At 63.8% G+C, this 23680-nt stretch carries 21 protein-coding genes; 14 read left to right on the forward strand and 7 right to left on the reverse strand.

Annotation, left to right across the window (positions count from 1 at the left end; translation table 11 throughout):
- The first annotated feature begins 29 nt into the window (after positions 1-29).
- Complete coding sequence (locus EU803_RS12080; protein ID WP_129683142.1) at positions 30-1061, forward strand: GlxA family transcriptional regulator; 1032 nt, start codon at positions 30-32, stop codon at positions 1059-1061.
- A gap of 114 nt (positions 1062-1175) precedes the next feature.
- On the opposite strand, the gene EU803_RS12085 is transcribed toward EU803_RS12080, so the two are convergent.
- The gene (locus tag EU803_RS12085; protein WP_129683143.1) at positions 1176-2018 is read right to left on the reverse strand and encodes a fumarylacetoacetate hydrolase family protein; all 843 of its coding nucleotides are present in this window, start codon (positions 2016-2018) and stop codon (positions 1176-1178) included.
- Entirely contained in the window at positions 2015-2266 is a 252-nt protein-coding gene (locus EU803_RS12090; protein ID WP_129683144.1) for a hypothetical protein, read from the reverse strand. The genes EU803_RS12085 and EU803_RS12090 overlap by 4 nt, the downstream gene beginning before the upstream one ends.
- Positions 2267-2406: 140 nt before the next feature.
- On the opposite strand from EU803_RS12090, the gene EU803_RS12095 reads away from it, so the two are divergent.
- Positions 2407-3120: a M48 family metallopeptidase gene (locus EU803_RS12095; RefSeq protein WP_129683145.1), complete on the forward strand. Its 714-nt coding sequence runs from the start codon at positions 2407-2409 to the stop codon at positions 3118-3120.
- 140 nt (positions 3121-3260) lie between these two features.
- Here EU803_RS12095 and EU803_RS12100 read toward each other — a convergent pair whose 3' ends face one another.
- Entirely contained in the window at positions 3261-3905 is a 645-nt protein-coding gene (locus tag EU803_RS12100) for a hemolysin III family protein (protein WP_129683146.1), read from the reverse strand.
- A 172-nt stretch (positions 3906-4077) separates the two neighbouring features.
- On the opposite strand from EU803_RS12100, the gene EU803_RS12105 reads away from it, so the two are divergent.
- Together EU803_RS12105 and EU803_RS12110 are read left to right on the forward strand one after the other, a co-directional pair.
- Positions 4078-4452: a diacylglycerol kinase gene (locus tag EU803_RS12105; protein WP_347400085.1), complete on the forward strand. Its 375-nt coding sequence runs from the start codon at positions 4078-4080 to the stop codon at positions 4450-4452.
- A 64-nt stretch (positions 4453-4516) separates the two neighbouring features.
- The gene (locus EU803_RS12110) at positions 4517-4771 is read left to right on the forward strand and encodes a DUF6455 family protein (protein ID WP_129683147.1); all 255 of its coding nucleotides are present in this window, start codon (positions 4517-4519) and stop codon (positions 4769-4771) included.
- A gap of 59 nt (positions 4772-4830) precedes the next feature.
- Here the strand turns inward: EU803_RS12110 and ppk2 are convergent, their stop codons facing one another.
- Positions 4831-5718 carry a polyphosphate kinase 2 gene (gene ppk2 / locus EU803_RS12115; RefSeq protein WP_129683148.1) on the reverse strand — a complete coding sequence of 296 codons (888 nt, stop codon included), beginning with the start codon at positions 5716-5718 and terminating at the stop codon, positions 4831-4833.
- A gap of 93 nt (positions 5719-5811) precedes the next feature.
- Here ppk2 and EU803_RS12120 point away from each other — a divergent pair, with 93 nt between their 5' ends.
- Positions 5812-6159, forward strand: a complete 348-nt coding sequence (locus EU803_RS12120; protein ID WP_129683149.1) for a YigZ family protein — start codon at positions 5812-5814, stop codon at positions 6157-6159.
- On the opposite strand, the gene EU803_RS12125 is transcribed toward EU803_RS12120, so the two are convergent.
- The 3 genes from EU803_RS12125 to rimO form a co-directional block, all read right to left on the reverse strand.
- Complete coding sequence (locus EU803_RS12125; protein ID WP_129683150.1) at positions 6156-6422, reverse strand: lipoprotein; 267 nt, start codon at positions 6420-6422, stop codon at positions 6156-6158. The genes EU803_RS12120 and EU803_RS12125 overlap by 4 nt on opposite strands.
- A 289-nt stretch (positions 6423-6711) precedes the next feature.
- Positions 6712-7446, reverse strand: coding sequence for a DUF4145 domain-containing protein (locus EU803_RS12130; RefSeq protein ID WP_129683151.1), 735 nt, complete (start codon positions 7444-7446; stop codon positions 6712-6714).
- Positions 7439-8821 (reverse strand): 30S ribosomal protein S12 methylthiotransferase RimO, encoded by a 1383-nt coding sequence (gene rimO / locus EU803_RS12135; RefSeq protein ID WP_129683152.1) that lies wholly within the window; start codon positions 8819-8821, stop codon positions 7439-7441. The genes EU803_RS12130 and rimO overlap by 8 nt, the downstream gene beginning before the upstream one ends.
- A gap of 83 nt (positions 8822-8904) precedes the next feature.
- Here rimO and EU803_RS12140 point away from each other — a divergent pair, with 83 nt between their 5' ends.
- From EU803_RS12140 to EU803_RS12180, 9 genes are all read left to right on the forward strand, one after another.
- Positions 8905-9795: a LysR family transcriptional regulator gene (locus tag EU803_RS12140; RefSeq protein ID WP_129683153.1), complete on the forward strand. Its 891-nt coding sequence runs from the start codon at positions 8905-8907 to the stop codon at positions 9793-9795.
- 90 nt (positions 9796-9885) lie between these two features.
- Positions 9886-11967 carry a hydantoinase/oxoprolinase family protein gene (locus tag EU803_RS12145; protein WP_129683729.1) on the forward strand — a complete coding sequence of 694 codons (2082 nt, stop codon included), beginning with the start codon at positions 9886-9888 and terminating at the stop codon, positions 11965-11967.
- Between the two features lie 3 nt (positions 11968-11970).
- A complete protein-coding gene (locus tag EU803_RS12150) occupies positions 11971-13677 on the forward strand; it encodes a hydantoinase B/oxoprolinase family protein (RefSeq protein WP_129683154.1) in 1707 nt (568 codons plus the stop codon).
- On the forward strand, positions 13677-14900 hold the full coding sequence (locus EU803_RS12155; protein ID WP_129683155.1) for an FAD-binding oxidoreductase: 1224 nt from the start codon (positions 13677-13679) through the stop codon (positions 14898-14900). Before EU803_RS12150 ends, EU803_RS12155 begins: the two co-directional genes overlap by 1 nt.
- A 151-nt stretch (positions 14901-15051) precedes the next feature.
- Positions 15052-17244 carry a 1,4-alpha-glucan branching protein GlgB gene (gene glgB / locus EU803_RS12160; protein ID WP_129683156.1) on the forward strand — a complete coding sequence of 731 codons (2193 nt, stop codon included), beginning with the start codon at positions 15052-15054 and terminating at the stop codon, positions 17242-17244.
- A 16-nt stretch (positions 17245-17260) separates the two neighbouring features.
- Positions 17261-18523 (forward strand): glucose-1-phosphate adenylyltransferase, encoded by a 1263-nt coding sequence (gene glgC, locus EU803_RS12165; protein ID WP_129683158.1) that lies wholly within the window; start codon positions 17261-17263, stop codon positions 18521-18523.
- Positions 18520-19941 (forward strand): glycogen synthase GlgA, encoded by a 1422-nt coding sequence (glgA, locus tag EU803_RS12170; RefSeq protein WP_129683160.1) that lies wholly within the window; start codon positions 18520-18522, stop codon positions 19939-19941. Before glgC ends, glgA begins: the two co-directional genes overlap by 4 nt.
- A 2-nt stretch (positions 19942-19943) precedes the next feature.
- Positions 19944-22028 carry a glycogen debranching protein GlgX gene (gene glgX, locus EU803_RS12175; RefSeq protein ID WP_129683161.1) on the forward strand — a complete coding sequence of 695 codons (2085 nt, stop codon included), beginning with the start codon at positions 19944-19946 and terminating at the stop codon, positions 22026-22028.
- A 17-nt stretch (positions 22029-22045) separates the two neighbouring features.
- Positions 22046-23671 carry an alpha-D-glucose phosphate-specific phosphoglucomutase gene (locus tag EU803_RS12180; protein WP_129683163.1) on the forward strand — a complete coding sequence of 542 codons (1626 nt, stop codon included), beginning with the start codon at positions 22046-22048 and terminating at the stop codon, positions 23669-23671.
- Positions 23672-23680 lie beyond the last annotated feature (9 nt).

Below are 23680 nucleotides of genomic sequence, written 5' to 3' on the forward strand. Positions count from 1 at the left end.
AGCCGGAGGCGCAGCGCGACGGGACGACGATGGACCTAGACGATTTCATCCCGAAAGGGGCGGCCAGCCTGAACGTCAGCTATGACGGCCCTCCACGCGACTTCCACTTCCTGCTTTTGCCCAAGCTGACGATGCTTGCCTTTTCCTCGGCGGTAGAGCCGCTGCGCGTTGCCAATCAGGTCACCAAGCGGATGCTGTATCGCTGGTACACGGTGACCGCCGACGGGGTGGCCGTGCGCTGTTCCAACGGGGTCCGGATCACGCCCGACATGGGGCTGCCGAAACTGGGGGGCAAGGATACGGTCTTTGTCTGTTCCGGGGTGGAACCGAACGAGGCGGCCCAGCCCATCGACCTTGCCTGGCTGCGACGGCAGCGCAGTTTCGGGGCGACGATGGGCGGGATCTGTTCGGGGGCCTTTGCGCTGGCGCAGGCGGGGCTGATCGGGGACCGGCCCTTCACCCTGCACTGGGAAAACCAGCCGTCGTTCCGGGAACATTTCCCCGATTTGGAACCGACCCAGAACCTTTATGAAATCGAAGACAAGCTGATGACCTGCGGGGGCGGGTCGGCAGCCACAGACATGATGCTGGAAATCATCGAAAACGACCATGGCCGGGAATTGGCGGTGATCGTGGCCGACATGTGCATCCATGCCCGCGCGTCGAACCGGAAAGCGCCGCAGAAATCGGCCCTGTCTGTGGCGATCGGCAGCCGCAACCAGCACCTCTTGAACGCCATCCAGCTGATGACAGACCGGCTCGAAGACCCGCTTCAGATCGAGGATATCTGCGACCAACTGGACGTGTCGCGGCGCCAGTTGGAGCGGCTGTTCAAGAAATACACCAATGTGTCGCCCAGTCGGTTCTACTATGACCTGCGGATCAGCCGGGCCCATGCGCTGTTGAACGAAACCAACATGTCGGTGACGGAAATCGCGGCGGCGACCGGGTTCAACTCGACCGATCACCTGTCAGTGCAGTTCCGCAAGAAATTTGGGGTCTCGCCCAAGGCCTTCCGCAAGGGGTGGAGCGCGGCGCGCGCCGCTGTCCCCGAGGGGTGAACCCCGCCCGGTAAGGTGGGTCAAGACCCACCCTACAACATCGGCCCGCCCCGCGCGAAACTTTGGGCCCTGTCCTGAAAACGTAAGGTGGGTCTTGACCCACCATCGCGGTACTCAGGCCGGCACGCAGGTCTGGCGCTGGTGGCCCAGACCTTCGACCTCCAATTCCATGACGTCACCCGCCTTTAGGTAGACCGGTGGCTTCTTGCCCGATCCCACGCCCGGCGGGGTGCCGGTGGCGATCACGTCGCCCGGTTCCAGTGTCATGAAATGCGACAAATGCGAAATGATCGTGGACACGCCGAAATACATCGTCGCGGTCGATCCGTCCTGCATCACCTTTCCGTTGACGCTCAGGCGCATCTTCAGGTTCTGGGGGTCAGGCACCTCGTCCCGGGTCACCAGCCAGGGGCCGATGGGGCAGAAGGTGTCATGCGATTTGCCCTTCACCCACTGGCCGGACCGGCGCATCTGGAAGTCGCGCTCGGATACATCGTTCAGCGTGCAATACCCCGCCACATGGGACAGCGCCTCTGCCTCGGTCACGTATTTTGCGCGGGTGCCGATCACCACGCCCAGTTCCACCTCCCAATCGGTGGCGACAGAGCCGCGCGGGATCTCGACCGCGTCGTCCGGTCCGCAGACCGATGTCACCGCCTTCATGAAGGTGATCGGTTCGGCGGGCAGGTCCATGCCCATCTCTTCGGCATGGTCCGAGAAGTTGAGCCCGATCCCGATCACCTTGCCGATGCCGGTGACGCAGGCCCCGATGCGGGCATCGGCGGGCAGGGCGGGCAGGCTGGAGGGATCCAGCGCGCGCAGCCGGTCAAGCCCGGTATCGGATAGGGTCTCGCCAGCAATATCGACGACCACGCCCGACAGGTCACGGGCCACGCCCGAAGCATCCAGCAGGGCCGGTTTTTCGGCCCCCTTGGGGCCAACGCGCAGAAGTTTCATTCGGGGTTTCCCTTTTCATCGCGGCGCAGCCGATACACCCCTTCGGGCAGGTCAAGCGCCGCTTCCAGATCGGTCAGTTGGGTCAGCGACAGGGTGATGGTCACCACCTTGTCCTGTCGGGCATCATATTGCTCGATGGTCACGCAATCGTCGAAGGCGTTGATCACAACGTCTTCCTTCAGTGGGACGGGCCCTTCGTCGACAAGTGTGACGACGGTCGCGTCAAAGTCGTGCTCGATGCTGAACATGGGCCTAGCCTAGCGCCGCGCCGCGTGGTTGCAAGGCGGCAAATCACGCGGATGTGCGACAGGGGCGCGCGCTTGGGGCTGGTGGCCCGATCGCGGGATGGTAGGTTTCGCGACAGAGGGTGCAGAAGAGAGAGGCGGCAATGCGCGGTTTGGTCTTCGGGGCGGCGATCCTTCTGGGGCTTTCGGCCTGCACGACGACAGAGGTGATGCCGCCACGACCCGCGCCGGTGGCGCCCGATCCGGCTCCGGCCAGCCAGCGGGCGGCAGAGATCGTGGCCATGGCCATCGCGGTGGCCGAGGCCGTCGAGCCGGTGGCGGAAGCGGAATGCAGCCGACAACCGGGACTGCGGAACTGCGATTTCCTGATCCTTGTCGACGACCGGCCCAACCTGCCCGCCAACGCATTCCAGACCACCGATGCCGCGGGCCGACCGATGATCATCCTGACCCTTGCCATGCTGGCAGAGGTCCGCAACCCGGACGAACTGGCTTTTGTGCTGGGACATGAGGCAGCCCACCACATTCGCGACCATCTTGGTCGGCAGCAGCAGACCGCGGCCGCGGGGGCGGTTCTGGCCGGGGGGCTTGCAGGGATATTCGGGGTCGCCCGGGCGGAGGATCTGAGCCGGGCGCAGCGGATCGGTGCAACGATCGCGGCGCGCAGCTATTCCAAGGAGCACGAGCTGGAAGCGGACCAACTCGGAGCGATCATCACCCTGCGGGCCGGGTTTGACCCTTTGAAAGGGGCGGAGTTCTTCTTTCGCCTGCCCGATCCGGGGGATCGGTTCCTTGGCACCCATCCGGCCAACGCCGAGCGCTATGCCGTGGTTCAGCGCACCGTCGCGACCTATTGAGGCGGCATTGAGTACCGGAGGCTTTGCGCCGCCTTCGGCGTCGCCGGGGGCGCGGGCCTGCGGCCCGCGCGGCAGGGGCGCTGCCCCTCTGGCCCTTTCGGGCCATTCACCCCGGGATATTTATCGACCCAAAGAAGGGGTCAGGCCGTTACGAAAGCGCCCAACGCGATGGCGGCGAAAAAGCAGCCGGAGGCCACCAGCACGAAGCCATGCCAGATCGCCAGCGAAAACTTCAGGCTGTCCCAGTTGAAGAAGATCACCCCCGCCGAATAGAGCAGCCCACCCACGCCGATCAGCACCGAGGCCGCAAGCGGCAGGAGCGGGAACAGGGACCAGACCAGAAACACGCTCATCCAACCCAGCGCGAGGTAGAGGAGTGGCCCGCCCTTGCCGGGACGTCGCCAGAAAAACAGCTTCATCACGGCCCCGGCAATTGCCAGCCCCCAGACGATCCCCAGGATCACATAGCCAAACCCGGTGCCAAGCAGCACGACGAGCGGCGTGTAGGTGCCGGCGATTTTCACATAGATCGCAGCATGGTCGATCCGCCGCAGGGTTGGACGGGCCGCTTCCCAGGGGGTGAAGTGGTAAATGGCCGAGGCCCCGAACGATAGGATCAGCGCGCCGCCATAGACCGACAGCGCCGCCACCTGACCCGCGCCCAGCCAAACCGCGCCGAACACGACCAGCAGTATCGTCCCGGTCAGCGCAAAGCCGACCCCAAGCGCATGGATCACCGCATCGGCGATCCGTTCGGACCGGGCGTAGGCGGGGTAATCCGACATCAGGCGCCACCTTTGGTTCATTTTGTCCGGGTCCTGACCTTGCCAGTTTCGGGTAACGGTCAGGTTAAGGCCCGGACCGACCCTGTCGAGCCTCACCCGGCGTCACCTTTGTCTTGCATCGGCGGGGTTTTGCCGGGTTCACTGGGCGCAGAGGGGCAAATGGGGGCGGATCATGATCCTGCGCGAGTTGGACAAGGTGAAATGGCGGATCGTCTGGTCCTGGCGTGGCGCGGCCCATGTCTGGAAGACCGAAGGGTCGTTTCACCAGTGGATCTGGCTGAATGTGGTTTTCGGGGTGCTGGCCTTTGTTCTGCCGCTGTCGCTGACCACGCGGGGGTTTCTTCTGATGGGCGGGATCATGGTGCTGGCGATGGAATGCGTGAACACGGCGCTGGAGCGGATCGTCGACGACATTTCCACCGAGAAACGCGATGCCGCCCGGCAGGCCAAGGACGCCGGATCGGCGGCTGTAGCGATCTGCGGGATCGGGGTCGGCGTGGCCTGGGTATTTGTTCTGATCGCCTGGTGGACCGGGGCGCCGGTTTGATCTGGCGCAAGGACCGGCGCGCGGGACCGGTGCAGGGTCGGCCCGTTCAAGACCGGAGAGTGACATGCAAACCCTTGGCGACCTGCGCACCCATTTCTGGAAGACCGTTGCAATGGGCAAGACCTGTGGCGTCGATCTTCAGGCCGCGATCCGCGAAGGCATCCTGACCGAGGCGGATTACGCCGATGCGATCACCCGCTGCCGCGGCTGCCCCGAGCCGGAAAGCTGCCGCAAGTGGCTTCTGGAACATGACCGCGCCGATGCGCCGCCGGAGTTCTGCACCAACCGGGCGCTCTGGACCGAGCTGATGGCGGGCTGAGGAGGCCGCCATCGGCAGGAGGAGGACAGGCGCCCGGCCACCCGGGCGCCTGTTTTCATTCAGTCCCGCGCGTGGCGAGTGTCGGGGTGCAGCGCCTTGCCCAGAATATGCCCGTCCTTATGGATCACCTTGGCGGCCGGACCGACGATGTCGCGGTCGGGCGCACGGGCGATTTCGGGATCTTTGCCGGGGTAATCCAGCGTCGAAAGGAAGTGGCGCATACAGTTGAGCCGGGCGCGCTTCTTGTCGTTCGACTTGACCACGGTCCAGGGCGCATCGGCGGTATCGGTATAGAAGAACATCGCCTCTTTCGCTTCGGTATAGTCGGGCCACATGTTCAGGCTGGCCTTGTCGATCGGGGACAGTTTCCACTGTTTCAGCGGGTCGGTGGCGCGGCTGTCGAAGCGGCGCTTCTGTTCGTCCTGCGTCACCGAGAACCAGTATTTGTAAAGCCGGATACCCGACCGGACCAGCATCCGTTCCAGCTCCGGGGTCTGGCGCATGAATTCAAGGTATTCATTGGGCTCGCAGAACCCCATGACCCGTTCGACGCCCGCGCGGTTGTACCAGCTGCGGTCATAGAACACCATTTCGCCCGAGGTCGGCAGATGTTCGATGTAGCGTTGAAAGAACCACTGTCCCTTTTCGCCGTCCGACGGTTTGTTCAGGGCCACCACCCGCGCGGCCCGCGGGTTCAGGTGTTCGGTAAACCGCTTGATCGTGCCGCCCTTGCCCGCGGCATCGCGGCCTTCGAACAGCAGCACGAATTTCTGGCCGGTTTCCTGTGCCCAATGCTGGACCTTCAGAAGTTCGGCCTGCAGCTTGGCCTTTTCTTCCTCATAGGGTTTGCGCGCCAGCTTGGCGCGGCGGGCGGGGGTGGTCCGGGCGGCGGGCTTTTGCGCGGCGGCTTCGGGCTTGGCGGCGTCGGTCTTTGGGGCTGTCGTCATGCGGGATCCTCTCTGTTCACGGTCCCGAACCCCTAGCAGCGAAGGGGCGTTTTCGCCTTGATGTGGGTCAAGGGTCCGGGGCAGGGTCCGGCCATGCGGATTTTGGACAACATCATCAGCGACCGGGGGTCGAAATACGCCGTGTCGGGCGCGCCTTGTGCCTCGGCCGAGGCGGCGCGGGCGCTGATCAAGGAGCTGTGCCGGAAGAAGAAATTCGCGCGTGCGACCCATAACACATGGGCGGTGCTGCTGCCCGAAGGCCCGCTGAAGAACGACGACGGCGAGGCCGGGGCCGGAATGGTGATCGTCCGGATGCTGGAACGCGAGGGGCTGGAGGGGCACCTGATCTGCGTCACCCGCTGGTTCGGGGGCAAGCATCTGGGCGGCGACCGGTTCCGCCACGTGCAGGACGCCGTGCGGATCTATCTGGAGCGGCTCTAGTCCCGTCTGCGCGATGCCGCGGCCCCGCCACCGGCCCAGCAGGTCAGGCCCAGAAGAAAGCCGAAGTCATACCAGCCGCCGGAATTGGGAACCCCGTAGATGCCCACGGTGTCGGAGAACCAACTGACGACAAAGGCGATGGGGGCCACGGCCCCGTCGAACAGCCCCCAGAAGAACCCGCGCGACCCTTCCACCGCAGGCGGCACCGTGGCGCAGGCCGCAAGGAGGAGGAGGGCGGAGAGGGGCAGGATGAGCTTCTTCATGGGAAGAAGTCTGCGGCAGAACGCCAGATCGGGCAAGTGGCATGAACCGTTATCTGACCTCGTCGGCCCCTCAAAGCATCCCATGGCACGGGCGACAAGCCCGGGCCGCGCCCGCCCCGCCCCATGGGCGGGCGCATTGCGACGGCACAAATGGCAGAATCGTTCGGGCGGGGTGGCACCATAAAGCCCCCAAGCCCAAACCGGACAAAGCGCCCACCCCGGGCCGGGCGCGGCCTAACAGATCGAGGTGCGTTTAGCCGCGATAGTTACACAAAGATTCTGCCAATAGTCACTGGAACCCAGCTCGTTCATTGTCATCCTTGATACGTTGTTTCAGTTGTTCAAATCGCTCTTCCTGGCCAGAGAATGCTCGCTGCAGATAGATCTCGAGCGCCTCAAAAACATCCAAGAGTGTATCCAGATTAACCTCGTCACCATGGCTGCCTTGGTTGGTAATCGGTCTAAGTAGGCGCAAAAATTCGGCATCCTCCTTCTTGACCAATGCGAACTGATGCAGGCGGTTTCCAAGTGAAATCCACTTGCCGTCTTTGTTGTCGGGCACGCCAAAATGAGTCAGCATTTCTTCAATTGCGCTACGAAGACAATTTGCAGAAAGGCCTTTTCCGATCCAAAAGGCATCAAATGCTTCTTCAAGTTTCTTTCTTATTCGAGGAGGCAAGCTCTCGGGCAATGAAATGATGGAAACAGTGGGCTTAATTGCTGCAATTCGGAACCAAGTTTCATATCCTTCGGGATCGTCGAAGGAGTACTCGACCTGTCCGTGGCAGTAGAGAAATCCGACTTCGCGACAGTTTGGGTTGGAGCATTTGAGCCTTGTCGATATCCGCAACTCTATCATCTCGATATCGGACCAATCTTCGCGTTGTACCGCCATGGAGAATTCCGGATGAATTGCTTCAACTTCACCATCCGGAATCAAGGTACCTTGGTTGCATTTTGAGCACGGAAAACTGGGTAGACGGTCTTTGGAAAAGCCATGAGACAAGGCGCTTCGATCAATCATAGCTTTTCATTCTCCCCCACAAATCATACTCCCCCGCCTCGTCAACTTCGACCTGAACGATCTCCCCGACGGACAGCCCCTCTGTCCCCTCGTCGATGAACAGGTTGCCGTCGATCTCGGGGGCGTCGCCTTTGGTCCGGCAGGTGGCGATGCCGTCTTCGTCGATCTCGTCCACGATCACGTCCAGGACTTTTCCAACCTTGGCGGCCAGTTTCGCCTCGGAAATCGTCTGTGATTTTTCCATAAACCGATCCCAGCGGTCCTGCTTGACCTCGTCCGGCACATGGTCGGGCAGGTCGTTGGACCGGGCCCCGGCGACGTTTTCGTATTGAAAGCAGCCGACCCGATCCAGCTGCGCTTCGTCCAGCCAGTCCAGCAGGGTCTGGAATTCTTCCTCTGTCTCGCCGGGGTAGCCGACGATGAAGGTGGACCGCAGGGTGATATCGGGGCAATCCCGCCGCCACGCCGCAATCTCGTCCAGCGTTTTCGCCGCCGCCGCGGGCCGCGCCATCCGTCGCAGCGTCTCGGGGTGGGCATGCTGGAACGGGATGTCCAGATAGGGCAGCACCAGCCCCTCGGCCATCAGGGGGATCAGGTTGCGCACATGCGGGTAGGGATAGACATAGTGCAGCCGCACCCACGCCCCCAGCGACCCCAGATCGCGGGCCAGATCGGTGATATGGGCCCGGTGTCCCCGGTCCTCGGCATGTTTGATATCCACCCCATAGGCCGAGGTGTCCTGGCTGATCACCAGAAGTTCCTTCACCCCCGCCTCGACCAGCTTTTCCGCCTCGCGGATCACCGCATGGGCCGGACGCGACGCCAACCGTCCGCGCATGTCGGGGATGATGCAGAACTTGCACTTGTGGTTACAGCCTTCGGAAATTTTCAGATAGCTGTAGTGGCGCGGCGTCAGGCTGACGCCGGAGGCAGGCAGCAGGTCGATGAACGGGTCCGGATCGGGCGGTACGGCCCCATGCACCGCGTCCAGCACCTGTTCGTATTGGTGCGGCCCGGTCACGGCCAGAACGCGCGGATGCACCCCGGTGATATATTCCGGTTCCGCCCCAAGGCAGCCGGTGACGATCACCTTGCCATTCTCGGTCAGCGCCTCGCCGATCGCTTCAAGGCTTTCCGCCTTGGCGCTGTCCAGAAACCCGCAGGTGTTGACGATCACCGCGTCGGCCCCGGCGTAATCGGGGCTGATCGCATAGCCTTCGGCGCGCAGCCGGGTCAGGATGCGTTCGCTGTCCACCAGCGCCTTGGGGCAGCCAAGGCTGACCATGCCGATGGTTGGCTGGCCGGGGCGGGCGGTTTCCGTGATCCGGGCGCGGGGCGCAAGGTCGGGGCGGAGATTGGGCGGGTTCTGGGACATGGCCGCCCTATAGTGCAGCGCGGGCCATCGGGGAAGGGGCGAAAGCGCTTGCGCCTGCCCGCGCGTTCGTTCCAGATCGGCCCATGGCGCAGTTTAACTTCAAGCATGTTCAGGCCTTCGTGACCGTCGCGGACCTTGGCAATTTCCGCCGCGCGGCAGAGCGGCTGAACACCACGCAACCGAATATCTCGAACCGGATATCGCAGTTGGAACACCAGCTGGGCGACCGGCTGTTTGACCGCGATGCAGGCTCTGTCCTGCTGACCCGCAAGGGGGCGGCCCTGTTGCCCCATGGCCGCGCGATCCTGCGGGCGGTGGATGATATGGTGCAGGCGAACGGCCGGGCCGATCTGTTCGATGGTGTCCTGCGCCTTGGGGTCAGCGAATTGGTCGCGCAGACATGGCTGCGTCCCTTCCTGATGCGCTTCAAAGAGGCGTTTCCGGCGGTCGATGTGGAACTGACCGTGGACCTGAGCGCGAACCTGACCCGTGCGCTGGCCGAGCGGGACCTGGACCTGACCTTTCAAAGCGGCCCCTTCGACATCGCCGCCCGGCGCGAGCTGCCGCTGGGCCAGTCGCCCTATGTCTGGGTCGTGGCAGCGGGTCAGCCCGGCCTGCCAGACCCGCTGACCGCGCGGGATTTGGCCGCACAGCCGATCCTGACCCACGCCCGGGGCACCGCCCCGTTCCTGCAATTGGAACAGCATTTCCGCGACGCGGGCTGTCCGGCCCGTCTGGTCCCCTCGTCCAATATCGCCGCCTGCCTGCATCTGGCGATGGACGGGCTGGGTCTGGCTTGTCTGCCCGCCGCCATGGTGGCCGATCCGATCGCGGCGGGGCGTCTGCGCCGGATCGACTATGGCTGGACCCCCGAAGACCTGGCGTTTGCCGCCCGGTGGAACAATGACCCGACGCCGCCCTACATTCGTACCGCCGCAGACATCGCGCAGGGGCTGTTCCCGCCGGAAGGATAAGCATTCCTGATTGCGGCAATCCGCAATGTGGATTTTTCCTGATCGAACAATGCGGCTAGTCTACTCCGGAATCGAATTGCGAGGGTGACAATGGCACGGGACGGAATACGGCTGGGCGCGGATATCGGCGGAACCTTTACGGACGTGGTTCTGGACGTGGGCGCGGACCGGTATTCTACCAAGGTGCTGACGACCTATTCTGCGCCCGAAGACGCGATCATCGAGGGGATGCACCGGGTCTGCGCCAAGGCCGGGATCACCCCTGACCAAATCGGCCAGATCATCCACGGCACGACCCTTGCCACCAACGCGCTGATCGAACGGCGCGGGGCAAAGACCGCGCTGATCACCACCCAAGGGTTCCGCGACGTGATCGAGATGCGGACCGAAAGCCGGTTTGAGCAATACGACCTGAACCTGACCCTGCCAGAGCCGCTTTTGCCCCGGAACCGCCGATATACCGTGGCCGAGCGGATGGATGCGCAGGGCAATGTCCTGATCCCCCTGGACCGGGCCGAGGTCGAGGCGCTGGCCGATGATCTTGCCGCCGCCGGCTATGACAGCGTCGCGGTGGGGCTGCTGCATTCCTATGTGAACGACGCCCATGAACGGATGGTGGCCGAGGTTTTGGCGGAAAAGCTGCCCGGCGTGATGGTCTCCATATCGTCGCAGGTCAGCCCGCAGATGCGGGAATACGAACGGTTCAACACGACCATCGCCAACGCCTATATCAAGCCGTTGATGAAGTCCTACCTTGGGCGGCTGAAGGGCCGTCTGGCGACGGAGGGGGCCGATTGCCCGGTGTTCCTGATGCATTCGGGTGGCGGGATCATAGATATCGACACCGCCGCCGATTTCCCGGTGCGGCTGGTGGAAAGCGGTCCGGCGGGTGGCGCGGTCTTTGCCGCCGACATCGCCGCACGGCACGGGCTGGACAAGGTTCTGTCCTTCGACATGGGCGGCACCACGGCCAAGATCTGCCTGATCAAAAACCGCGCCCCGAAAACTGCCCGCGTGTTCGAGGTCGCCCGCACCTACCGGTTCAAGAAAGGGTCGGGGATGCCTATTTCGATCCCGGTGATCGACATGGTGGAAATTGGCGCGGGCGGCGGGTCGCTCGCCCATGTGGACTTGATGGGGCAGATTCGGGTCGGCCCGGAAAGCGCGGGGTCCGAACCGGGGCCGGCCTGTTATGGCCGGGGCGGGGACAAGCCAGCCGTGACCGACGCTGATCTGGTCCTTGGCAAACTGGACCCTGACAATTTCGCGGGCGGGACGATCCCGCTGTATCCCGACAGGTCGCGCGCCGCGCTCACGGCCCATCTGGGCGACCGTCTGGATATGGACCCGGTCGAAGCGGCCTGGGGCCTGGCCGAAGTGGTCGACGAAAACATGGCCAATGCCGCCCGCGTGCACGCCGTCGAAAATGGCGAGGATCTGAGCGAATACACGATGATCGCCTTCGGCGGCGCGGCCCCCCTGCACGCCGCCCGCCTGTGCGAAAAGCTGGGCATCGACCGCTGCCTGATCCCGCAGGGGGCCGGGGTCGGCTCTGCCATCGGGTTCTTGCGCGCGCCCTTCAGTTTCGAGGCAAACCGGTCCGTTTTCATGAAGATCGGCGCCTTCGATCCCGACCGGGTCAAGGCGCTGTTCGCCGAGATGGAGGAGGAGGCGCAGGGATTTGTCCGGTCCTGCGATGCCAAGGCCGATATCCTGACTGAACATAAGGTCTATATGCGCTATTCCGGGCAGGGCTGGGAAATTCCCGTGCCCCTGACCCCCGAACAGGCGCATGCCCCGGACGCCGCCACCTTCCTGCGGCTGTTCGAAGAGGATTATGCCAAGCTGTTCGGACGGTCCGTCGATGGGATGGAGGCGGAAATCACCGTGTGGTCGGTCAACGCCACCACGCCCTTGCCCCCGGTCGATCCCGCCGCCGATGTGGCCGACGCGGGCCAGCCCGCCGCGACGGGGCAGCGCGAGTTGTTCGATGCGGCACTGGGCCGGGCGGACACTGCGGCCATCTATCCCCGCGCCGGAATGCAGCCGGGCAGCCACGCAGACGGCCCCGCCCTGATCACCGAAGATGAAACGACCGTGGTCGTGCCGTCCAGCCGCCGGGCCCGCGCCCTGTCGGACGGTACCATCGACCTGAACGTGAAAGGGGCCTGAGCCATGACCCAACCGTCCAAAGTCGCCTATCAGGTCATGTGGAACCGCCTAATCTCCGTCGTGGAAGAACAGGCACAGGCGCTGGTGCGCACCGCCTTCTCAACCTCGGTCCGCGAGGCGGGCGACCTGTCCGCCGGGGTCTATAACGAGGCGGGCCAAATGCTGGCGCAGGCGGTGACCGGCACCCCCGGCCACGTCAACGCCATGGCCGACGCGGTGCCGCATTTCATCCGCCGGATCGGCGCCGACAACATGGCCGAAGGCGATATCTATATCACCAACGACCCGTGGGAAGGCACCGGCCACCTGCACGATATCACCGTGGTCACGCCCTCCTTCCACCAGGGCCGGCATGTGGGGTTCTTTGCCTGCACCGCCCATATCGTCGATATCGGCGGGCGCGGGTTTGGCGCCGATGCGAACTCGGTCTACGAGGAAGGCCTTTATATCCCGATCATGAAATTCGCGGACCGGGGCAAGGTGGACCAGACCCTGATTCGGATCATCCGGGGCAATGTGCGCGAACCAGATCAGCTGGTTGGGGACATCTACGCGCTGGCGACCTGTAACGACATTGGTCATCGCCGGTTGATCGACATGATGCAGGAATTCGGGCTGGCGGATCTGGCCGGGATTTCCGACTTCATCCTGACCAATTCGCGCCGCGCCACGCTGGACCGGATCAACGCCCTGAAACCGGGCGTGGCCGATGGGCACATGCGGATCGACGGCTATTCCAACCCGGTGGACCTGAAGGTGCGGCTGACCATCGAAAAGGATCGCATCCTGTGTGACTGGGACGGGACAAGCGGGCTGGACAAGAAGGGCATCAACGTGCCGCTTGTCTATACCAAGGCCTACGCCTGCTATGCGCTGAAATGCGCCATCGCTCCGGAGATACCGAACAACGCTGCCAGCCTCGCCCCGTTCGAGGTGGTCGCGCCCGAGGACAGCATCGTCAACGCCCGGCATCCGGCCCCCGTGGCCCTGCGCCATGTGATCGGTCACATGGTCCCGGACACGGTCTATGACGCGCTGGACAAGCTGTTGCCCGATACGGTGCCTGCCGAAGGGGCGGGGTGCCTGTGCAACTTCCAGGTCTCGCTGCGCCCGCGCACCGACGCCCCCGCGCCGAAATCGGCCGTCCGGGCCGAGGTGCTGACCTTCAACTCTGGCGGATCGGGGGCGCGGCCCACGCTGGACGGGATGAACGCCACCGCCTTTCCGTCCGGCGTGATGACCATGCCGGTCGAGGCGACCGAGCAGGTCGGCCCGGTCATCATCTGGCGCAAGGAACTGCGGCCCGACAGCGGCGGCGCGGGCAAGTCGCGCGGCGGCTTGGGTCAATTCATGGAAGTTGGCGCGCGCGACGGCCACGAGTTTGACATTCAGGCGATGTTCGACAGGGTCAACCACCCGGCCCGCGGCCGGCGCGGCGGGGCCGAAGGCGCCCCCACGACAATCGGTCAGGACGACGGCACCCCGATGAAGGGCAAGGGCAAGCAATTCGTTCCGCACGGCCGCCGCGTTCTGATGGCCTTCCCCGGTGGGGCGGGCTATGGCCCCGCGTCCAAACGCGATCCGGCACAGGTCCGCCGCGACCTTGCACTGGGCTATATCAGCGCCGAGGTCGCCGCCCGTGACTACGGGCTTGATCGGGCCGAGATTGACGCCATTCTGGCCCGCGCGCGCATGGGAGAGGTGTTCTGATGGCGGCAAAGGGATTCGGGGCGTCGCCCCGCCGGTCGTCCTATGACGTGGTGATTATTGGCGGCGCGATCATGGGATCGTCGACCGCTTGGTGGCTGACACAGAACCCGGATTTCGACGGGTCGATCCTCGTCCTTGAACGCGACCCCAGCTATGCGTGGTGTTCCACGGCCCACACGAATTCCTGCATCCGGCAGCAGTTCTCGATGGACCTGAACATTCGCATGTCGCAGTTCACCGCCGATTTCATTCGCGACCTGCGCGCCAACATGGGCGGTGACGATCGGGTGCCGAACCTGACGGTGCAGAATTACGGCTACCTTTACCTTGCCGACAGTGAAGGCTTTGCCGATGTGCTGCGCGCCAACCAGCAGGTGCAACTGGCCGCCGGGGCCGAAACCGAGCTTTTGACCGCCGACCAGATTGCCGCGCGCTATCCGTTTTATCAGCTGGACGATATCGTCCTTGGCTCCATCAACACCCGCGACGAAGGGTATTGGGATGGGGGCACCCTGTTCGAATGGTTCCGGCGCAAGGCGATGGAACAGGGCGCGGAATATGTCGCGGCCGAGGTGACGGGCATGACCCTGAACGCCGCCGGGACACGGGTGGACAGCGTGACCCTCGCCTGCGGAGAGGTCGTGTCCTGCGGTCATCTGGTCAACGCCTCGGGTCCCCGCGCGGCCCGTACCGCCGCCATGGCGGGGATCGACATCCCGGTAGAGCCGCGCAAGCGCTACACCTGGGTCTTCACCGCCGAGAACCCGATCGACATGGACCTGCCGCTGACGATCGACCCCTCGGGCGTTCATGTGCGGCAGGACGGACCGACAACCTATCTGGCGGGCAGCAAGGGCGACCCGGACCCGGCCGCAGACCCTGCCGATTTCACGATGGACCACGGATTGTGGGAAAATACCGTCTGGCCCGCCATCGCCAGCCGCATCCCGCAGTTCGAAGCGATCCGGGTGATCAACGAATGGACCGGGCAATATGCCTATAACCTGCTGGACCAGAACGCCATTCTGGGTCCGCACGACCGGGTTGAAAACTTCCTGTTCCAGAACGGATTTTCCGGGCACGGTTTGCAGCAGTCCCCCGCCATGGGGCGCGGCATGTCAGAGCTGATCACCTATGGCGGATATCGCACCTTCGATCTGTCGCCTTTCGCCTATGACCGGATCGCCGAGGGCCGTCCGATCCTTGAACGCGCCGTGATCTGAACCGACCCCACCCTATGCGCATGGTGCAAGGCGGGTTTCCGGTTGGGGGGCTATCGCGCTATCCTTTCGGTCTATATTGACTCCAAAAATCATGTTAACGCTAACAGCGGCGACATGGTACATGCTGTGACGCAACGGGAGGAAATCAATAATGGCCGCCAAAAACGGGCCCGCATTCCTGACGCAGGAGGATATCGACCGGCTGTCTGCCGGGCGGCATGACCGGCCGTTCGACGTGCTGGGTCTGCACCGCGATGGTGGGGCCAATTGGGTGACCGCCTTTTTGCCCGGCGCGACCGCCGTGAATGCGATCTGCGGCAAGACAACGACGACCCTTACCGCACTGGGGGGCGACGTGTTTTCCGGAAAGATTCGGGGCAAGACCTATAGCCTTGCGGCGACCTACGCGGATGGGTCCGAACACCGGTTTGAAGACCCCTACCGGTTCGGTCCGGTCATGGGCGAGTTGGATCAATACCTGATCGGCGAAGGCACCCATTATCGCCTGTGGGAGGCGCTGGGCGCCCATGTCATGACCCATGAAAAGGTCGCGGGCACCCATTTCGCCGTCTGGGCCCCGAATGCCGCCCGGGTATCGATTGTGGGCGACTTCAACGGCTGGGACGGGCGCGGCAACCCGATGCGCCGGGTCGGCAACACCGGAGTCTGGGAAATCTTCCTGCCGGGCGTGGGCGATGGGGCAACCTATAAATATGAAATCATCGACCCCCACGGCGGCCTGCATCTGAAGGCAGACCCGACGGGCTTTGGCGCGCAACATCCGCCCGAAACCGCCTCGGTCGTGCGGGACATCGCGGGCTATGGCTGGAAAGACGCCAAATGGATGAAGACCCGCGCGGCGGCGAACGACCGGCGCGCCCCGATTTCGATCTACGAGGTGCACCTCGGGTCGTGGAAGCGGCGCTATGACGATGGTGGCCGCCCGTTGTCCTACAAGGAGCTGGCCAAGGAACTTGTGGCCTACGCCAAGGACATGGGATTTACCCACCTTGAATTCCTGCCGGTCTCGGAATTCCCGTTCGACGGGTCATGGGGCTATCAGCCGGTGGGCATGTATGCCCCGACCATCCGCTTTGGTCCGCCGCACGAATTCCGCGATCTGATCGAGGCCGCCCATGCCGAAGGCCTTGGGGTGCTGATCGACTGGGTGCCGGGACATTTCCCCGCCGACGCGCATGGACTGGGCCGGTTCGACGGAACCGCGCTGTATGAACACGCCGATCCGCGCGAGGGGTTCCATCAGGACTGGAACACGCTGATCTACAACTATGGCCGGACCGAGGTGAAGAACTACCTTGTGGCCAACGCCCTGTATTGGCTGGAAGAATACCACATCGACGGGCTGCGGGTGGATGCGGTGGCATCCATGCTGTACCGCGACTATTCCCGCGACGATGGCCAATGGATTCCGAACAAGGACGGTGGCCGCGAAAACTACGAAGCCATCGACTTCATGAAGGCGATGAACGTCGAAGCCTATGGCCGCCACGACGGGATCATGACCGTGGCCGAGGAAAGCACCAGCTTTCCGGGCGTGTCGCGGCCGGTGGACGTGGGCGGCCTTGGTTTCGGGTTCAAATGGAACATGGGGTGGATGAACGACACCCTGCGCTACATCGAAAAAGACCCGATCTATCGCAAGTATGACCACCATCTGCTGACCTTCCCGATCGACTGGGCCTTCAGCGAAAACTTCATCCTGCCGATCAGCCACGACGAAGTGGTGCATGGCAAAGGGTCGATGCTGGAAAAGATGCCCGGCAACGGCTGGGAGAAATTCGCTAACCTGCGGGCCTACTACGGCTACATGTGGACTTTCCCCGGCAAGAAGCTGCTGTTCATGGGCTGCGAAATCGCGCAGGCCCATGAATGGAAACATGACGAACAGATCGACTGGGCCAGTTTGGCCGATCCGGCCCATGCCGGCATCCAGCGCCTGATCCGCGATCTGAACCAACTATATCGGGATGTTCCGGCGCTGCATGTGAACGATTGCGATCCCGCCGGGTTCGAATGGATCGACGGTGGCAACAGCGAAGAGTCGGTCCTGACCTTCATGCGCAAGGGCGAGGCGGGCGACCCGCCGGTTCTGGTCGCCCTGAACCTGACGCCCGTAGAGCGCAGCAGTTTCCGGATTGGGGTGCCCCTGACCGGACAATGGGACGAAATCATGAATACCGACGCCAGCATCTATGGCGGCGGCAACCGGGGCAATCTGGGCGGGGTCGTTGCGACGGATACGCCCGCCAATGGCCGCCCCGCATCCATCGAAGTCACCTTGCCGCCCCTGTCGGCGGTTGTTTTCCGGGCCGCAAAAGGCTGAAGAAGGGGAGAGAGACATGCAACCTACCACACGACGTCTGAGCCAACGGTCGATGGCCTTTGTTCTTGCCGGGGGTCGCGGCAGCCGGCTTCATGAACTGACTGACCGCCGGGTGAAACCGGCCGTCTATTTCGGCGGCAAGACCCGGATTATCGACTTTGCCCTGTCGAACGCGATGAACTCCGGTATCCGTAAGATCGCGCTGGCGACCCAATACAAGGCCCATAGCCTGATCCGCCACGTGCAGCGAGGCTGGAGCTTTTTCCGGGCCGAACGCAATGAATTCCTAGACATCCTGCCCGCCTCGCAGCGGGTGGACGAAGGCATGTGGTATCGCGGCACGGCCGATGCCGTGGCCCAGAACATCGACATCGTCGACAGCTACAACATCGACTACATCGTGATCCTTGCGGGCGACCACATCTACAAGATGGACTACGAACTGATGCTGCAACAGCATGTCGAGTCCAAGGCCGACGTGACCATCGGCTGCCTGACTGTCCCGCGGATGGAGGCCACCGCCTTTGGCGTGATGGCGACCGATGCGACCGGGCAGATCACCTCTTTCCTTGAAAAGCCCAAAGATCCGCCCGCGACCCCGGAAGACCCGGATCAGGCGCTCGCCTCGATGGGGATCTATGTCTTCAACTGGAAGTTCCTGCGTGAACTGCTGTTGAAAGACGCCGAAGATCCGAATTCCAGCCATGATTTTGGCAATGACCTGATCCCCGAGATCGTCAAGAACGGCAAGGCCGTGGCCCACCGGTTCACCGAAAGCTGCGTGCGCCACCCCGAGGCAAGCGCCTATTGGAAGGACGTGGGTACCGTCGATGCCTTCTGGGAGGCGAACATCGACCTGACCAACTTCACCCCGGAACTGAACCTTTGGGACCCGGAGTGGCCGATCTGGACCTATGCCGAAAGCGTTCCGCCCGCGAAATTCATCCACGACGAAAAAGACCGCCGTGGGGTCGCGATTTCGTCGATGGTGTCGGGCGGCTGCATCATTTCGGGGACCGAGGTGCGCAATTCGCTTCTGTTCACCGAGGTGCACACCAATTCCTACGCCGTCCTCGACCACGCGGTCGTCCTGCCTTATGTGACCGTGAACCGGCACGCCCGGCTGCGGAAATGCGTGATTGACCGGGGGGTTATCATCCCCGAAGGGCTTGTGGTCGGCGAAGACCCGACAGAAGATGCAAAGTGGTTCCGCGTGACGCCCAAGGGCACCACGCTGATCACCCAAGACATGCTGGACAAGAGAGCAGCCTCCAAATGATCGACGTCCTTTCTGTCGTTTCGGAATGTGCGCCACTGGTAAAGACCGGGGGGCTGGCCGATGTGGCCGGTGCCCTGCCAGGGGCCCTGACATCGGAAGGGGTGCGGATGCGCACCCTTCTGCCTGGATACCCGGTGGTCATGGCCGCCGCGGCCGGGGCCGACGTGGCGATGGAAATCGACGATCTGTTTGGCGGCCCGGCCAAGGTGCGCGAGGCGACCGTGGCAGGGCTGGACCTGCTGATCCTTGACGCGCCACATCTTTATGATCGGCCCGGCAGCATCTATCTTGCGCCCCATGGCGGCGATTGGTCGGACAACCCGGAACGGTTCGCCGCCCTGTCCTGGGTCGCGGCCCGGATCGCCGCGCATGGCATCGGCGGCTGGCATCCGGCCATCCTGCATGGCCACGACTGGCAGGCGGGGCTGATGTGCGAATACCTCCACGACGCCGGGGCCAAAGGCGTCCGCACGGTGATGACGATCCACAACATTGCCTTCCACGGCATCGCGCCGGCGGCCAAGCTGCGCCAGCTTCGGCTGGATCCGGCCCGGTTTACGCCGGAAGGGTTTGAATACTGGGGCAATATCTCGGCCCTCAAGGCGGGGTTGATGGGGGCGGACCGGCTGACCACGGTGTCCCCGACCTATGCCGAAGAACTGATGACGCCCGAATTCGGGATGGGGCTGGATGGGGTGATGCGCGACCGCCGCGCCGACCTGTCGGGCATCCTGAATGGCATCGACGAAGATGTCTGGAACCCCGCGACCGACAGTCAGATTGCGCCCTACAAAACCCCCAAGGGCAAGGCCAAGGCCAAGGCGGCGCTGCGGGAAGAATTCTGCCTGCCTGACGCCGATGGCCCCCTGTGCTGCGTCGTCTCGCGTCTGACCGAACAGAAGGGCCTCGACCTGCTGATCGAGGCGCTGCCGGCCTTGTTGGAACGGGGCGGACAACTGGCGCTTCTGGGCAGCGGCGACGCCGCGCTGGAAGAGGCGTTCCGTCAGGCCGCCAATCACGAAAACGTCGCGGTGCGGATCGGCTATGATGAAGGCCTGTCGCACCGGCTGATCGCTGGGTCGGACGCAATCCTTGTGCCGTCCCGGTTCGAACCCTGCGGGCTGACCCAGCTTTATGGGCTGCGTTACGGCACGGTGCCGCTGGTCGCCCTGACCGGCGGGCTGGCCGATACGGTGATCAACGCCTCGCCCGCCGCGATGGCCAAGGGCGTGGCGACCGGGGTGCAGTTCCATCCGATCACGGCGGGCGCGCTGACCAATGCGCTGACCCGCCTGTGCGATCTGTTCGCCGATCCGGACACATGGGACGCGCTGCAAAAGAACGCGATGGCGCAACCGGTCGGCTGGGGCACCTCGGCCGCGCGGTATGCGGCCCTTTACAAGGATCTGTTGGCCTGACCATGGCAGGAAATTACGCAATCCGGGCCGGAGAGCCGTATCCCCTTGGCGCGACCTTCGATGGCGAGGGTGTGAATTTCGCGGTGTTTTCGAAACACGCGACGCGAATGACCCTGTGCCTGTTCGATGATGACGGGCACGAGGTGTTCCTGATCGACTTGCCGGAACGGTCGGGCCATGTCTGGCATGGCTATTTCCCGGGAATGCGGCCCGGGCAGCTTTATGGCTACCGTGCCCACGGCCCCTATCGGCCGGACGAGGGACACCGGTTCAATCACCACAAGCTGCTGATGGACCCCTATGCCAAGAAGGTGACGGGCCATCCGATCTGGCACGATGCGCTGCACGGCTACGATGTGACGTCGAACGCCGCGGACCTGTCCAAGGATCTGCGCGACAGCGCCCCCTACATGCCCAAATGCGTGGTCGTCGACCCGTCGTTCGGCTGGGGCAAGGACGCGCCGCCCAGAACTCCGATGTCCGACACGGTGATCTACGAGGCGCATGTAAAGGGGCAGACCGCGACCCGCCGCGACATCCAGCATTCGGGCACCTTCCTTGGGATGGCGTCGAACCAGATGCTGGACCACCTGACCGATCTTGGGGTCACGGCGGTGGAATTGCTGCCGGTGCAGGCCTTTCTGAACGATCGGTTTCAGGTGGACAGGGGTCTGACCAATTACTGGGGTTACATGACCTACGGGTTCTTCGCCCCCGACCCGCGCTACATGTCCTATGGCGATATCGCCGAGTTCCAGCAGATGGTCGCCCGGTTCCATTCCGCCGGGATCGAGGTGATCCTTGACGTGGTCTATAACCACACCGCCGAAGGCAGCGAACTGGGGCCGACCCTGTCGTTCCGCGGGCTGGACAATGCAAGCTACTACCGGCTGGCCGAAGACCCGCGCTACTACGTCAACGACAGTGGCACGGGTAATGCGCTGAACCTCGACAACCCGTTCACCCTGCGTCTGGTGATGGACAGCTTGCGCTATTGGGTCGAGGCGATGCATGTGGACGGGTTCCGGTTTGACCTGTGTTCGACGCTGGGGCGTACGCGCGGGGCTTTTGACCGGGACGGGCCGTTCTTCCGGGCGATTCAGCAGGATCCGGTCCTGAACCGGGTCAAGATGATCGCCGAACCGTGGGACGTGGGGCCGGGGGGCTATCAGCTTGGCGCCTATCCGGTGCCGTTCCACGAATGGAACGACAAGTATCGCGATCAGGTCCGCCGGTTCTGGCGCGGGGATGCCGGAATGTCGTCCAAACTGGCCAGCCGGGTGGCAGGATCGGCCCTGCGGTTCGACCATGACGGGCGGCCCGCGACATCCTCGGTCAACTTCATGACGGCCCACGACGGGTTCACCCTGATGGACCTTGTCAGCTACAACCACAAACACAACGAGGCGAATGGCGAGGACGGCAAGGACGGCCATTCCAACAACTGTTCCGACAATTGCGGTGTCGAAGGGCCAAGCGACGATCCCGACATCGTCGCGCTGCGCGCCCGCCGCCGCCGCGCCATGATCGCCACACTGATGCTGAGCCAGGGAACGCCGATGATCCTTGCGGGCGACGAATTTGGCAACGGACAGTCGGGCAACAACAACGCCTATTGCCAGGACAACGAGATCGGGTGGCTGGACTGGGCTGGCGCGGACAAGGACATGCAGGCCTTCTGCAAATCCGCCATCGCCTTTCGCAAGATGACCCCGATTTTGGGCCAGCCCCGGTTCCTGCATGCGACAACCCGGCTTGTCGATGGGGCACCGGACCTGTTCTGGCGCAAGGCGGATGGATCGCCCCTGATGGATGGCGATTGGTCGGACCCGGACCTGCGGCACCTGACGGTGGAAATGCGCATGGCCTCTGGCTCGCCCGAATACACGAAACGCGAAGGCGCGGTGTTCGCGGTCTTCAACGTGGGCGAGGCGCTGGATGTGACCATGCCGGACAGCCCCAAAGGGCAACGCTGGATGCGGCGATTGGATTCGTCCACCGCCACCCAGACCGCCCGCCCGGCCATGGACGAAGAGAAGGTTGCGGCGCATAGTGTCGTGGCCTTCACCCTTGAACGCGATCAGTGACAGGAAGGACCCCGGAAATGACCATCGTTCAGACACAACCGATCGCCGGGCAGAAACCCGGAACCAGCGGGCTGCGCAAGAAGACCCGTGTTTTCATGGGTCCGCACTTCCTTGAAAACTACGTGCAGTCGATCTTTGACGGGATCGGCGGGGTCGCGGGAAAGACGCTCGTCGTCGGGGGCGACGGGCGGTATTTCAACGACCGGGCCATTCAGGTGATCCTGCGGATGGCGGCGGCGAATGGCGCGGCGCGCTGCATTGTCGGGCAGGGGGGCATCCTCTCCACGCCCGCCGCATCGCACCTGATCCGCAAGCGTGGAACGGACGGCGGGCTGATCCTGTCGGCCAGCCACAATCCGGGCGGCCCGGACGAGGATTTCGGCCTGAAATACAACGGCCCCAACGGCGGCCCCGCCAGCGAAGGCGTGACCGACAAGATCTTTGACCGAACCCTGAGCATCACCGAATACCGGATCGCCGAGGCCCATGACGCCGATCTGGCGACCCTTGGCGAAAGCGACCTGGCCGGCATGGTGGTCGAGGTGGTGGACCCGGTCACCGATTATGCCGCCCTGATGGAGAGCCTGTTTGACTTCGGCGCGATCCGCGCCCTGTTCGCGGGCGGGTTCCGGATGCGGTTTGATGCGATGCACGCCGTGACCGGCCCCTATGCGACCGAGATCCTTGAACGCCGCCTTGGCGCGGCCCCAGGCACCGTGGTCAACGGCACGCCGCTGCCCGACTTCGGCGGCGGGCATCCAGACCCGAACCCGATCTGGGCCAAGGACCTGATGGACGCGATGATGGGCCCGGATGCACCGGATTTCGGCGCAGCCTCGGACGGGGACGGCGACCGCAACATGATCGTCGGTCGCGGCTGCTATGTGACCCCGTCCGACAGTCTGGCCCTGCTTGCGGCCAAGGCGACGCTCGCCCCCGGCTATGCGGCGGGGCTTGCGGGCGTGGCCCGCTCGATGCCGACATCGGCCGCGGTGGACCGGGTGGCGGAAAAGCTGGGGATCGACTGCTTTGAAACCCCGACTGGCTGGAAATTCTTCGGCAACCTGCTGGACGCGGGCCGGGCGACCCTGTGTGGTGAAGAAAGCGCCGGCACCGGATCGAACCACGTGCGTGAAAAGGACGGTCTTTGGGCGGTCCTTCTGTGGCTGAACATCCTTGCCGCGACGGGCAAACCGGTGGCAGACCTCATGGCGGACCATTGGGCCGAATTCGGGCGGAACTACTACAGCCGCCACGATTACGAGGCAGTCGAGACCGAGAAGGCAAACGCGCTGATGGACGGGCTGCGCGCCCGGTTCGCAGAGCTTCCGGGGCAGTCGGTCGGGCCGGTCACTGTCGCGGCGGCGGACGAATTTTCCTACGACGACCCGGTGGACGGGTCCCATTCGGCGGGGCAGGGGGTGCGGATCACCTTCACCTCGGGCGGGCGGGTTGTGTTCCGGCTGTCGGGCACCGGCACCGAAGGGGCGACGCTGCGGGTCTATCTGGAAGACAGGGAAACCGATCCCGCCCGCATGACCCGTGACCCGCAAGAGGCGCTGGCCCCGATCATCGCCGCGGCAGATGAAATCGCAGGGATATCGGCCCATACGGGGCGCAGCGCGCCCGATGTTGTGACCTGAGAAGGTTTT

Origin of the sequence: Loktanella sp. IMCC34160 (genome assembly GCF_004145845.1) — a bacterium.
In the GTDB taxonomy this organism is placed as follows: domain Bacteria; phylum Pseudomonadota; class Alphaproteobacteria; order Rhodobacterales; family Rhodobacteraceae; genus SELP01.